The organism is Dictyobacter vulcani (assembly GCF_008974265.1).
Classification (GTDB): domain Bacteria; phylum Chloroflexota; class Ktedonobacteria; order Ktedonobacterales; family Ktedonobacteraceae; genus Dictyobacter; species Dictyobacter vulcani.
In genome coordinates this window covers 1482527-1495809 of the sequence record NZ_BKZW01000002.1, presented here as the reverse complement: position 1 = coordinate 1495809, position 13283 = coordinate 1482527, and the positions used below count along the sequence as shown (strand labels likewise).

The 13283-nt window shown below is 52.0% G+C and carries 11 protein-coding genes; 10 read left to right on the top strand and 1 reads right to left on the bottom strand.

Features of this window, described 5'->3' with window-relative positions:
• Positions 1-135 precede the first annotated feature (135 nt).
• From KDW_RS23810 to KDW_RS23765, 10 genes are all read left to right on the top strand, one after another.
• Positions 136-621 carry a GNAT family N-acetyltransferase gene (locus KDW_RS23810; protein ID WP_151758408.1) on the top strand — a complete coding sequence of 162 codons (486 nt, stop codon included), beginning with the start codon at positions 136-138 and terminating at the stop codon, positions 619-621.
• A 282-nt stretch (positions 622-903) separates the two neighbouring features.
• Positions 904-1890 carry a universal stress protein gene (locus tag KDW_RS23805; RefSeq protein ID WP_151758407.1) on the top strand — a complete coding sequence of 329 codons (987 nt, stop codon included), beginning with the start codon at positions 904-906 and terminating at the stop codon, positions 1888-1890.
• A 58-nt stretch (positions 1891-1948) separates the two neighbouring features.
• Entirely contained in the window at positions 1949-2941 is a 993-nt protein-coding gene (locus KDW_RS23800) for a universal stress protein (protein ID WP_151758406.1), read from the top strand.
• Between the two features lie 111 nt (positions 2942-3052).
• The gene (locus tag KDW_RS23795; RefSeq protein ID WP_151758405.1) at positions 3053-5074 is read left to right on the top strand and encodes a heavy metal translocating P-type ATPase; all 2022 of its coding nucleotides are present in this window, start codon (positions 3053-3055) and stop codon (positions 5072-5074) included.
• A gap of 173 nt (positions 5075-5247) precedes the next feature.
• Entirely contained in the window at positions 5248-6285 is a 1038-nt protein-coding gene (locus tag KDW_RS23790) for a universal stress protein (protein ID WP_162005557.1), read from the top strand.
• A 48-nt stretch (positions 6286-6333) separates the two neighbouring features.
• Positions 6334-8103, top strand: coding sequence for a bifunctional aminoglycoside phosphotransferase/ATP-binding protein (locus KDW_RS23785; protein ID WP_151758403.1), 1770 nt, complete (start codon positions 6334-6336; stop codon positions 8101-8103).
• 52 nt (positions 8104-8155) lie between these two features.
• Positions 8156-9196, top strand: a complete 1041-nt coding sequence (locus KDW_RS23780) for a universal stress protein (RefSeq protein ID WP_162005556.1) — start codon at positions 8156-8158, stop codon at positions 9194-9196.
• Positions 9197-9371: 175 nt separating this feature from the next.
• A complete protein-coding gene (locus KDW_RS23775; RefSeq protein ID WP_151758401.1) occupies positions 9372-10316 on the top strand; it encodes a universal stress protein in 945 nt (314 codons plus the stop codon).
• Positions 10317-10540: 224 nt separating this feature from the next.
• Positions 10541-10774, top strand: coding sequence for a hypothetical protein (locus KDW_RS23770; protein WP_151758400.1), 234 nt, complete (start codon positions 10541-10543; stop codon positions 10772-10774).
• 46 nt (positions 10775-10820) lie between these two features.
• Positions 10821-11294, top strand: a complete 474-nt coding sequence (locus KDW_RS23765; RefSeq protein WP_151758399.1) for an aminoacyl-tRNA deacylase — start codon at positions 10821-10823, stop codon at positions 11292-11294.
• A gap of 544 nt (positions 11295-11838) precedes the next feature.
• On the opposite strand, the gene KDW_RS23755 is transcribed toward KDW_RS23765, so the two are convergent.
• On the bottom strand, positions 11839-12966 hold the full coding sequence (locus KDW_RS23755) for a site-2 protease family protein (RefSeq protein ID WP_151758397.1): 1128 nt from the start codon (positions 12964-12966) through the stop codon (positions 11839-11841).
• Positions 12967-13283 lie beyond the last annotated feature (317 nt).

Here is a 13283-nt window from a genome sequence, read left to right as displayed (position 1 = left end):
GCTGGTCGCTGCGATCATTGGACGTCCGAGCAGGCAAAACGAAGAGCAGAAGGGGTCCTCGCTCCCAGGGACATGCTCGTACGCCAACAGGCCGCAGCGACCAGCGCTGCCGGTACGAAAAGCAGGAGCTGATAAGTGAACCAACCATCAGATTTGTCGTTATGTGAAGTGACACACGAAAACTGGCGTGCTGCCCTCAAGCTCACAGTCCATACAGAACAACAACGCTTTATTGCAGATCATGTGCCGATTGCCGCCATTGCGCTTGCCAAAGCGTATGTCCGGCCCGGCGGACTGACATGGATTCCTTACGTATTCTATAGCTCGACCACCATGATTGGATTTATGGAACTGGCATATGAACCAGAGAGCAGCGACAACTACTGGCTCTATCATTTCTTCATCGATCAACACTACCAGGGACAGAGATACGGCAAGCAAGCATTACGCTTATTTCTACAGTTTCTCCAGCAACAGTATCCTCAATGTGCCGCCCTACAACTGACCGTCCATCCAGAAAATACGCGTGCTCAACAGCTCTATATAAGCGTCGGCTTCCAACCCACCGGCTCCGAAATAGACCAGGAACCTGTCTACAAACTTGTCCTCAAACAGAGCTGATTATTTATATAATCAGCATCAAAGTAAAAAAGATTCCCGTATGGCACAACGCATGCAGGTATCTTTTTTTTGTGCTCTGAAAACGGCGTTTACTGAATTGTGATAGCAATGAGAGATACCTGTCAGGCATGAGAGGACATTGAGAGATCGCTGCGCTATGGTAAACATATAGACCATATACATCTGCTTATACATAGCGCATAGTCGATATTCCAGGCATCGTGGGAATATCCATACGAGCATGTCTGCAGGCATACCTACATTCTTAAGCAAAGGAGCAGAATGATGTTTAAGCGTATCCTTCTTCCACTTGATGGTTCGTACAACGCTGAACGCGTAATTCCACTGGCACTACGACTGGCTCGTATGCATGCTGGAACACTGATCTTGTTGCGTGTGGTTAATCTTAATTTGTTTTCAGCTTCCCAGACCAGCCTTGCGAAGGAACTTCCAGCCCAGGCTAAATTTGAGGCTGAAAGATATCTGGTCAATCTAACGAAAAAGGCTGAGTTTCAGGGGATACAGACAGAGATTCAAGCTCCTATTGGTCATGAAGCGTCTACTATTCTTGAAATAGTCAAACGCCAGCAAGCGGATATCATCATTCTTAATTCTCATGGCTATACTGGTCTGTCGCGTTGGAACATGGGGAGTGTGGCGGAAAAAGTTACCAGGTATGCTGGAGTGCCAGTCCTGTTATTACGCCATCAAAGTGCGCTGCCGCTTGGACCACACCCAGATCCGACCCAGCCGCTGCGTATACTTGTACCCCTGGATGGCTCAAATCATGCTGCAGCAGCGCTGGAACCGGCGGCCGATCTCATTTATGCACTTTCAACGTCTGCCAACTGTGCCATCCATCTGGTACGCGTCATTCACAGCACCGACACATTACATGTGGCCAGGCTCTATCTCCAGACGATCACGACCAGTCTCAAATGCGGTGAGATAGCTCCGATCGTCGCGCAACAGCAGATTCCTGTAACCTGGTCGATCGCGGTCAATAAAGATGCCGCCGATGCGATTATTCGCGTGGCTGAAAATGGTGAAGATGCGGAGAATAGTGGTGTCTTCGGGGCCTGCGACCTGATTGCCATCTCAACCCATGGCATCACCAGTCATCCGCTCTGGACATTAGGCAGTACCACTGAACGCGTCCGTGGTGGGAGCCGTCTCCCTATGCTGATCATTCGTCCATCAGTTACCGAGACACAGTATGCAATGCTTGACCAGCAAGAACCCAAAGTAGCCATCAGCGAAACCCCATAACCTCTGCTAACGCAGTCCGGGGTAATGTTAGCCCCTTCAAGGGTAAGGAGAACAGACTATGTTTGAGCGCATTCTGGTGCCGCTGGATGGCTCGCCACGCTCTGAGCAAGCAGTTGCGCTGGCCGCACATATTGCACGTGCTCATCACAGCAGCATTATCCTGCTGAGAAGTGTCGAAATATTGAGCATTTATAGTATGCAAACAGTTGGCATGATGGAGCATATACAGCGGCTTGAAGAACAGGGTGCGCTCAACTATCTGAACCACATCAAAGCCTCCAGCATGTTGGAGCATGTTCCTACGACCACCCAGATATATGTCGGCAGTCCTGCATTAGCCATCCTGGATGTCGTCAAACAACACAATATCGATCTGGTCGTTTTATGCAGTCACGGCTATACAGGTCTGAAACGCTGGGCGCTGGGAAGCGTGGCGCAAAGGATCGCACGTTCTTGTCCGGTCCCCGTATTGATTCAGCGTGATGAGCATCCACTGCCATTCAATGCGCAGCCCACGGAACAAGCCATCTTCCGCGTTTGTGTTCCTCTGGATGGCTCACCTCAGGCTGAAGTGGTTATCGAACCAGCACTGGCCATTGCCGCCGCCTGTGCCCCACCACAGCATGCAGAAATACAACTACTACGTATTATCGAGCCACTGAGTCCATCAAATGAAGAAAATTTCAGAGAGATTTATAACCTTGATCTTCAGGAGCTTATCAGCCAGCAGACACAGACCTATCTCCAGGATGTGGTGAAGCGCCTGCAGCAAACGGCGGCCCCACCTGACGGCATTGAGATCACTGGCTGCCTGAGTACCAGCGCGGATATTGCTCAGGAGATCATCCAGTACGCTGAAGAGAGCGATAACAACCAGTCCTGCCAGTTATTGGCCATGACAACCCATGGTCGCGATAAACTGGATCGCTGGATTTCTGGCAGTATCGCTGAACGCATCCTTACTCAGACCCGGCTACCATTGCTGATTGTGCGGCCGCCACTACCCAATGGCATCAACCATGCACACCAGCAGGATAGGAGCACAGTATAGTATCCAACATTCCAATTGTTTTATGCACAAAGTCCTGTGAATTATCAGCCAACCAGTCAGCACAACGAGCTTAGAGGCCAACTGACTGGTTGGGTCGTGTAGGTGAAATTTATGACACATAACAAAGTAGCACAAAAACAGGTATCATCCAGCAAAAATAATCATGCGCCACAGCCAGAGCCGCCACAATCTGAAAAGACCACACAGTCGTTCTGGTATGCTCGCTACTGGTCCCAGTTCAAACGTTATCCTCTACCAACGGTAGCGCTCCTGCTGCTGATCGTCAGCGGACTCCTCTGGCTGGGGCAGCGCAGTGATCTCGCCAACTGGTCCCTGCTCGCAATTATCATCTTGGGGGGTATTCCTCTACTGTGGGAAACTATTAAAAGGCTCTGGCACAGGGAATTTAGTATCGATGTCATTGCGGTTATTGCTATCATTGGTTCGCTCTGGTTAGGTGAATATCTGGCAGGAGCCATCGTGGTCTTAATGATGTCGGGAGGTGAGGCACTCGAAGCGTATGCGCTGCGACGCGCCAGCAGTTCGCTCTCGGCACTGGCCGAACGCGCCCCACGCACAACCCACATCTGGCAGGATCAACAACTACTCGATATTCCAGTGGAAACGGTCCAACCAGGCATGGTCGTGGTGGTCAAGCCGGGAGAACTGGTCCCGGTGGATGGGGTCATCGTACAGGGGGCATCCAATGTCAGTCAGGCCGATCTCACCGGTGAGCCCATGCCGGTCCGGAAAGTAACGGGAATGGGACTCCTTTCTGGCAGCGTCAATCTGGATGGAATTCTAGAGGTTCGGGCCAGCAAACCCAGTGCCGATAGTAAGTACGCGCAGATTGTACGGCTGGTGACCGAGGCGCAGCAACAAAAAGCGCCCATTCATCGCCTGGCAGACCGCTATAGTATTGTCTTCACCTTTCTGGCTATTTCACTGGCTACAGCGGCATGGATCCTATCGGGTAATCAGGTCTATGCGCTGGCCGTACTGGTGGTCGCGACCCCGTGCCCCCTCATCCTGGCGACACCAATCGCCATTATGTCTGGTATCAATATTGCCGCCCGCAATGGCATTATCGTCAAAAGCGGCGCGGCCATTGAACAACTGGGTGAAGTAACCGTGGCCGTTTTTGATAAAACTGGTACCCTTACCCTGGGCATGCCAAAGGTCTCATCCATCCTCGTTGCCACTGACAGCCAGCAGCAACGTCCATACACAGAAGAAGAAATCCTGCACTACGCGGCCTCGGTGGAACAACTCTCAACCCATATTCTGGCCACAGCCGTTGTGAATGCGGGCCAGGAGCGGCATATTGCTCTCTCTAGCACCAACGACTTTGAAGAAACTTTTGGCAAAGGAGTATGTGCCACTATCTCAAACACGCAACCAGAGCATCCTGCTCATCCGGAAAACATCAAGGTCGCGGTCGGGAACCGCACCTTCATGGGAATGTTGCATATTCCGTTGCCCGCATATCTCTTAGAGGAGAGAGAACGCCGACGCGCCCTGGGGCAAATTTGTAGCTTTGTCGCGCTCAACGGCACGATCGAGGCGCTGATCATCATGGAGGATATCCCACGCCCGGAAATCCGGCACCTCTGTCCCACACTTAAACGCGAGGGGATTACTCAGACTATCTTATTGACTGGCGATAGCGAAACGGTTGCGCAACAGGTCGGAAAACTGGCGAACATCGATCGGGTGGTTGCTCGCTGCTTACCCGAAGATAAAGTGCATGTGATACAGGACTTAGAAACGGCTGGCCATAAGGTATTGATGGTCGGCGATGGTATCAATGATGCTCCTGCTCTGGCGACGGCGACGGTTGGCATGGCCTTAGGCACACAGGGACTGACGGCCGCCGCCAGCGCCGCTGATACGGTTTTGCTTTCCAGCAATATTCTGGGCGTCAGTACAGCCGTTTTTCTGGGCCGCCGCGTCATGCGCATCGCCAAACAAGGTATCTGGATCGGGATGGGCTTGAGTAGCGTGGCCATGGTCTTCGCGGCCTTTGGCTATATCCCTCCCGCAGTCGGAGCGATTCTCCAGGAAGGGATCGATGTGCTGGTGATCTTTAATGCGCTACGGGTCAGCGCTATCCATATCAAAAAAGATCCCTAAGAGGCACCGCGGGACAATTGTGATGACTTTGAGAGGTCGGCCCGACTGTAGTGACAGCGTTGAGATATCAGCGCTGTATTGTTTCGATAGAAGTATTTAAGATAAAAGCCACGAACAAACATGGTATGTATCTTGATACATACAATACTTCCTTCGATATGAGGAGAAATGCGATGTTTCAAAAAATCCTGGTTCCTCTGGACGGTTCGCTCCGGGCGAAGCTCGCCCTCCCCGTCGCAGCACGCATAGCCAGATCCAGCGGTGCCTCTCTGCTCCTGGTACGCGTTACCTATCCACCCATTGAATATACGCGCTATCCACACGTGCTGGCTGCTCCTGATCAGTTAGATAACCAGATCCTGGAGGCCGAAGTTGAACTGGCCCGTAGCTATCTACGGCAGGTTGCCATGTCTGACCCCCTGTCCGGCATCGAGGTTGAAGTACAAACCACTGTCTCAACTGGTACGGCTCAAACGATCCTTGAGATCGCCAACAAGTCCGGCGTTGATCTGATTATCCTCAGCAGCCATGGGTATACCGGACTAAAGCGCTGGGCGTTAGGTGGCGTGGCCCATAAGTTGACGCGCATCAGTAGCATTCCTTTGCTGGTATTGCATGATGAAAACGAAAACCAGTTAGCTCTCTCGACAACAGCCCCACAGCCGCTGCATATCATGGTGGCACTGGATGGGTCCAGGCTCTCGGAATCGATTATCGAGCCTACCATCCAACTGGGAACGGCTCTCGCGGCTCCTGAAACGGCCACGCTCCACCTGGTCGAGGTATTACCATTTCCAGAAAAACACGTCCGTATTACAACCCACCTGGCTATCGCCGAGGCCCGAGAACGCATCATCGCCGATACACATCTCTACCTGGAAGAAGTGAAAAAGGATATCCTGACCAACCATCCGATGTACCGCAACCTGCACGTGAGCACCACGGTCCTGGTGCATGAGGATGTGGCGGGAACCCTGGTTGAGGTCGCAAAGGATGCGGATGTAATGCCAGGAAAAATACAGGATACCGATCATATCGACATGCTGGCGCTGGCGACCCATGGCCGTAGTGGTCTCGAACATTGGGCTCTGGGTAGTATCACTGAACGCGTCCTGGATACCACAAAGCAACCGATGTTTGTCGTGCATACAGGCGTCAGTCAGACGCAAGCCGGCACGGTCCAGACAAAAGTCGAACAGCTCCCTACATAAAACAGGACTCAGGATTGCGGCAGTATAAAGAGATGAAAGGAAAACGTTATGCCAGGCCATTCTTCGATCCACAGGCATACAGAGCAAGCGACAGAGTATGTCTTTGCCTGTATGCTACAAGCATTACTCCAGCGGCAAGCTTTTCCTTTTACATATGAAAAAGGGGAAGATCCCTATCTGATCCAGACGCATGCCTCGGCGGTCGTGATCACGCCTGACTATGTCTATAAGCTGAAAAAGCCACGCAACTTTGGCTTTTTTGACTACTCGACGCTTGAACTACGTCGTCACTTCTGCCAGTTGGAGGTCGCCTTAAACACTCCACTGGCTCCTGGCATCTATCTGGGGGTGGCTCCAGTCATTCAGACCTTTGATGGGAGGATATCCTTTGGCCATACCTTTGCTCCCACATGTGAGCCTGCCCCTGGCCGTATAAACGAACTGGATACCGTGATCGATTATGCGGTCGTCATGCGCCGTTTACCGGAAAGTGCCACACTGCATGCGCTGCTGGATGCAGGTAAGGTCACGCCCGCGTTAATGGCAGAGGTGGCCCACATGGTCGCGCAATTCCATACCAACACACCAACCAATGAACACATTGCACAGGCGGGGAGTATGGAGGTGATCCGCGAAAACTGGGATGAGAATTTTCGCCAGATGCATCCATATATTGGTCGCACGATTTCGCGCCAGGCCTATACCGCCCTGCAAGACTATGTTTCTCAGTTTCTCAGACACGAAAAAGCATTGTTCCTTCAGCGCGTGCAGCATAAGCATATTCGGGACTGCCATGGGGATCTGCGGCTACAACACGTGTATGTTTTGCCTGAAGAGGGCCAGCCAATCCTGAAACGCATTATCTTGCTTGACCGCATCGAGTTCAACGAGCGGATCCGCTTTGGTGATGTCGCCAGTGAGGTCGCCTTCCTATGTATGGAGCTAGATGCGGCCCAGCGTCCCGATCTGGCAGCGATCTTTCTGACGCAATATATCGCCGAGACTGGAGACACAGGACTCAGCAAGCTTCTTCCGTTCTATGCCTGCTATCGCGCCTGCGTACGCGGGAAAGTTACCTCGTTCCTGCTGGACGATCCAGAGGTGAATCCTGCCCAGCGCGCACAGGCCAGCCAGGATGCCAGCACGCTCTTCACATTAGCGCTCGCCTATAGCAGATGGTCGCCGCAGCCACTCCTGATCATGATTGGAGGAATCATGGGGAGCGGCAAAAGCTCCATCGCTCAGGGATTGCAGGAAGCATATGCCTATCGACTGCTCTCAACCGATAGCATTCGCAAACAGCTCACACACGTGCATCCAGCACAGCCACAGCCTGAACAGTTCGGCGCTGGTATTTACGATCCCTCCTGGACCAGACGCACCTATGCCGCCCTGAACAACCGGGCACAGGCATATCTGGAGCAAGGTTACTCGGTTATTGTAGATGGCACCTTTTCGCGGCGCGCCGAACGCCAGAATATTGCTCAGGCGGCAATCCAGCATGGCGCCCGCGTCATCTTCATCGAATGTATGTGTCCACGTGAGATCTCCTTACAGCGACTGGCTCAACGCTGGCAGGCCCGGATCTCTGGTGAGCCAACTGATCAGCAATCCGCTGTGGTTAACGCGTCCGATGGTCGCCCAGAACTCTATGCGGCCCAGAAGGCACAATGGGAAACCTTTGATGCCGAGCAGGAGCCAGGAGTCACACATTTGGTTTTATCAACCATACCTACCCGGCATAACACGATGCACGACTTACAGCGCAAGCTCAAACCTATAATCACAACCATGCCTGCCCTCATGGATAGTCCATGAGCTCACAGGCCATGCTTATCTATATATGCACATTCCTGAAAGGAGTCAAAACATGAGTTCCCCAAATAGTATACCTCAGCTTAAGAAGATCCTTGTCCCACTGGATGGCTCACCACTCGCGGAGGAGGCACTTGTGCAGGCAGCCACGATTGCTCGTGCCAGCAAGGCCGAGTTGTTACTGCTGCGCGTCATTGCCCCATCTAGCTGTGTTCCACTGTATCCCGTCACGACGATGGATCTTATAGAGCCAATGAAAGAGGCGGCCTTTACATCTGCTCGCACTTATCTGGAACAGGTTACGACCTACGAACACCTTGATACACTGAAAGTACAAACAGATGTCATTCTGGGCAGTACAGTTACAACGATCATTGATCATGCAGTCCAGCAAGGCGTCGACCTGATTGTCATACGTAGCCATGGAGAAACGGGCCTTACCCGCTGGGTCATGGGCAGTACCGCGCACCAGTTAATACGCTATAGTCCAGTACCGGTACTGGTGATCAGCAAGCCACAGGATAAGCCCATAGATCCCCAGCATACACCACGTATACTGGTCGCGCTGGACGGCTCGCCACTGGCCGAGGAAGCCATACGACCCGCAGCACAACTGTGTGCGGCCCTGGCGTATCCTGGACAGGGAGAGATCCATCTGACCCGCGTTGTGCAACGTGTGAGGCAGTATGGCAATCAGACCAAAGAGCAGCTAGGGCAGATCAATGCAGCATATCAAGCCGAGGCGGAAACATATCTGCAACAGATCAAGCCAGACGTGCTCACAGGAGTGCTGGCTCCGCTCAACCTGAAGGTCACAACGTCAGTCCTGACATACATGGATGTCGAAGATATTACCCAGAGCATCATCGAAGAAAGTTCCGGTGTCGGTGATACAACGGATCATTTGGGCTGTGACATTATCGCCATGACCACCCACGGACGCCATGGCTTTCAACATCTATTGCTGGGTAGCTTCACGGAGGATGTGTTGCATGCGGCCAGGAAACCATTACTGGTCGTCCACGCGTCGAAAACAAAAAAGGCCCTGCAAACACAGGTCCAAAGAAAAGATATAGTAAATGTGCCAATCCTATAAACGCTCCTTTGCGTGCGTACATAGACATTGAAAAAGATTGTCGGCCACACCTGAGGCGAAAAGGAGGAATGGAGAAAGAGGTGTGGAGCGATGTGATAGGGCAGCACAGACATCAGTGCAGATTGCTGCTCTATCACTAGAACCAGAAAGAATCTGGACAAAAGAGAGAAAAAAGATGTTTAAGCATATTCTTGTCCCTCTGGATGGCTCAATACGGTCAGAACAGGCCTTGCCAGTAGCAGCACGTATCGCCCGTGCAACGCAGGCTTCCCTGTTACTGCTGGAAACAATCAATCCAGTTGATGAAATGGGCTTGTCTTCACTCCCACAAGAACAGAGACTGCTGGAAATGGAGCATACCTACCTGCAAAACATTGCCAGCGGCCCGGAGCTAACGGACATAGCAATAACGACACACTCTCGCATCGGCATACCAGCAGAGCAGATACTCCTGGCGGCCGACCAGCATCACATAGATCTGATTGTGATGTGTAGCCATGGTCGGACCGGCTTAAAGCGCTGGGCAATGGGCAGTGTCACTCAAAAGGTTTCTCGCAGCAGCCCGGTGCCGGTTCTGGTGCTGAAAGAAGATGATCCACTTATGCAGCAATTACGTGCCTCGATCACTGCACCGGTCCATATCATGGTGGCCCTGGATGGTTCACCATTGGCCGAGAAAGCACTCGCACCCGCCGCCTATCTATGCATGGCGCTCTCCGCACCTTCCCGGGGTACACTCCAGCTAACCGAGGTCATTCACCTGCCCGCCGCCTTTGAATATGGACAGGAAGATAGCGTGTCCATAGCGCTCAAGAAAGAAACACCGCTGGCCCAAACATATCTCCAATCCGTTAAGCAAAGACTACAGGAAGGGAAATTCGGCACTCTTCCTCTGGAGATTACGACCATGGTTTCCCATGATCTGGATATTGCGGCTAAATTGCTCAGGCTCGCTGAACATGGAGAAGAGCAGCAGAGAAGTCAGGGCTGTCAGCTGATCGCGTTAACAACACATGGCCGGAGCGGCCTGCAACGCTGGGTCATCGGCAGTGTGACCGAACGCATTCTCTCCAAAGCCTGTATGTCTTTACTTGTCGTGACCCCAACATCGGGTGAGTAGAGATCTGACGTGTGGGAAGTAGCGCGACAGAATACACAGAGTTTGTTTCTATCGCTAACATCTCAGCGGTTCGTTTGTGATGGTTTTGAGATATGAACGCGCAGCCCGAGATAGCGGTGAGAGATTCCCAGGCTATGGTTCTAGCGATGAGAACTGTTGGTAGTCAGAAAAAGCAGACCTGACCACAGGACAAAAAATTGAGCATGACGAAGGAGGAGATTATCATGAGGCCGGAAGAAATTACATCCACCTGTAACGAATACTATGATCTGATCAGTGTCCTCTATCATATGCTCGAGGGAGCCTGGAAATATGAAAATTTTCGTAGGGATGCGGAGAAAGCCGGTGATCATCAACTGGCCCAGTTCTTCCACGAGGCTCAGTTAGAGGAATGCAAACGAGCCGCACGAGCAAAGGAACTCTTACGTGAGCGTATTGGCATAGCTGTCCCCCACTAGCAATCCTATGCGAGGGCAGCCACTATCCATGAGAGGAGATCTGGCAATGCAATGCAAAGAAAAGATGGAAACCTATCTCCGTGAACATCAGGTACCATTTCAAGAACAACAACACGCACGCAGCTTCAGCGCGACAACTATTGCGGAGAGCGAACATATATCGAGCAAAAAATTTGCCAAAACGGTCATCTTGATGGTTGATGGACAGTTGATGTGTTTTGTGGTACCTGCCACATATTCTGTTGACCTGGAGACCGTACGCGCTATCACGGGTGCGCAAGATGTTCGGCTGGCGCACGAAGCGGAATTTAAGCAGGCCTTTCCTGACTGTGAAGTAGGCACCATGCCGCCATTCGGCAATCTCTATGGCATCCCGGTCTATGTAGATAAAAGCCTGAGCGCGGAAGATTCGATTACCTTCCCAGTCGGCACCTACACTGATACCATGAGTATGAACTATGCCGACTTCGAGCAACTCGTACATCCCCACATCGCAATATTCGCCCGAGCTCACTTGTAGCGGCAGCCCTCGCGGCCAATACTTTTCACTTAGCGACTCTGTTGGCCAATGGCAAAACGGGCACTTTTCGTTTAGCGCTACGTTGAGAGATGGTTCGACGTGACCAGCAAGCAAGGTATACGTCGAGAGGGCGCCACACGCGGAGGCCGCACTGCTGCGTTTGCGCAGGCCAGCGTGCAAGCACGACTTCGCAGTGCTGTGGCGCCTCCAGGGATCGTGTGGATCCTCCCCGTACCTTCTCGGAGAGGATCACGACACAGGATCCGTCTCGGTGGAGGCGCCACAGGCATGCGATGCTCGTTGAGCCCCTCGCTCCACCATCACGCCGCATGCCGGCCTCCGCGTGTGGCGCCCTCTCCACGGACTATTTTTCTGGCCACAAAAGCGCTTCAACGAAACATATTGGCCCTCGCGGCTGCGACCAGCCCATGTACGAAACATCGCGCCCGATAATCATGCTGGCTGTAAGGGTATACAGCGCCGAGGAGTATGATGTAGAGCGATGCTTGCTCGGGACGAGGACTGGTCGCAGCCATCAAGGTCGCTACGGGGCGAGGGACAGACTGCGTTTGATCTCTACGAAGCGCATGATATTCTCACGGCTGACAGATCCTGTCAAATGGCCATCCTCCACCACTGGTAGCTGATTAAGGTCCTGACCAACCATCAAGGGTAGGACATCGTTGAGATTTTGTTCTGCTGTAACCACGTGCAAACGAGCCAGCGGCACCATTACCATCCCTACCGGCGTTTGACTCCATTGGTCGCGTGCGACATGACGAATTTCATTCAACGCGATCAAACCAGCCAGCTGGTCCACCTGGACCACAAAGGCGCTGCGCCAACCATGTGGCAACAAAAATTCATCAACTAATTTTTGTAAGGAGATATTGGCAGGCACGGTAGCTGGACTGCGATTCATGACGTCGCTGACGTGCACTCCTTTGAACATGGTCTCCAACATGTTCTGGGTATTGGCTGCGACGGCTCCGCTGAGCAAGAACCAGCCAATAAAACCGATCCATAAGCCATCCAGAAAATAGCCACGGAAAAAGGCCCAGAGTCCAATGAAGATAAACAGGTAGGCGATAAATCTTCCTACCTGAGTAGCGACTCGTGTAGCAACAGTCAGGCTACCACGCAAGCGCCAGATGAACGCGTGCAATACCCGGCCTCCATCTAACGGAAAACCTGGAATGAGATTAAAGACTCCCAGCAAACTATTGGTCAGTGCCAGATAGCCGAGCACAGCGCTGACAGGAGAAGTTTTGTCTCTGATTGCCAGCGCCAATAATCCACACAGCCCACCCAGGGCAATACTGGCCAGCGGCCCAACCACCGCCATTTGAAACTCAATCCCTGGTGTTCGCGGCTCCTGCTCAATGTTGGAGACACCTCCAAAGAGGAAGAGAGTAATACTTTTCACATGCAAGCCACGGCTACGCGCCACCAGTGCGTGTGCCAGTTCATGGAGGAAGACCGAAACAAAGAGCAAAAGCGTCGCCAGTATACTGATGCTCCAGTATGTCATCTCAGACCAACCATGATAGTTCACGCTAAACCAGCCTGTCTTCAGTGACCAGGTCAGGAGGACTGCGATAATCAGCCAGCTCACATGTACAGCAATATCTATCCCCAGGATTTTTCCAATTCGCAACGAACCTGGTAGCATATGGCACTTCCTTTTGTTTACAAGCGGTAATACTTCAACCTGTCATTGCCAGCTAATCATTTCCTCAACATAATTCATCAGATAATGATACCCGCTGGCTCTCTCATTCCTTTCTCAAATGGCCTCACACTCTCTCAGAGCGATCACAACATAGTCATCCACTGACGATCACATACTCGCTTTCTGTGATGAATTTGAGATACATACAGGTTGTCTGGTGATGAAATTGTGCCGATCTGACTCTATATGTAAGAAACATCAATGTATTTTACTGCTTCAACACATGCCTTCTTGTTGCGTTGTGCAGTAAATCACAG

Coding starts and splice junctions, on each gene's coding strand:
- KDW_RS23805 (WP_151758407.1), top strand. CDS start 904: ATGATGTTTAAGCGTATCCTTCTTCCACTTGATGGTTCGTACAACGCT.
- KDW_RS23800 (WP_151758406.1), top strand. CDS start 1,949: ATGTTTGAGCGCATTCTGGTGCCGCTGGATGGCTCGCCACGCTCTGAG.
- KDW_RS23795 (WP_151758405.1), top strand. CDS start 3,053: ATGACACATAACAAAGTAGCACAAAAACAGGTATCATCCAGCAAAAAT.
- KDW_RS23790 (WP_162005557.1), top strand. CDS start 5,248: ATGTTTCAAAAAATCCTGGTTCCTCTGGACGGTTCGCTCCGGGCGAAG.
- KDW_RS23785 (WP_151758403.1), top strand. CDS start 6,334: ATGCCAGGCCATTCTTCGATCCACAGGCATACAGAGCAAGCGACAGAG.
- KDW_RS23780 (WP_162005556.1), top strand. CDS start 8,156: ATGAGTTCCCCAAATAGTATACCTCAGCTTAAGAAGATCCTTGTCCCA.
- KDW_RS23775 (WP_151758401.1), top strand. CDS start 9,372: ATGTTTAAGCATATTCTTGTCCCTCTGGATGGCTCAATACGGTCAGAA.
- KDW_RS23770 (WP_151758400.1), top strand. CDS start 10,541: ATGAGGCCGGAAGAAATTACATCCACCTGTAACGAATACTATGATCTG.
- KDW_RS23765 (WP_151758399.1), top strand. CDS start 10,821: ATGCAATGCAAAGAAAAGATGGAAACCTATCTCCGTGAACATCAGGTA.
- KDW_RS23755 (WP_151758397.1), bottom strand. CDS start 12,966: ATGCTACCAGGTTCGTTGCGAATTGGAAAAATCCTGGGGATAGATATT.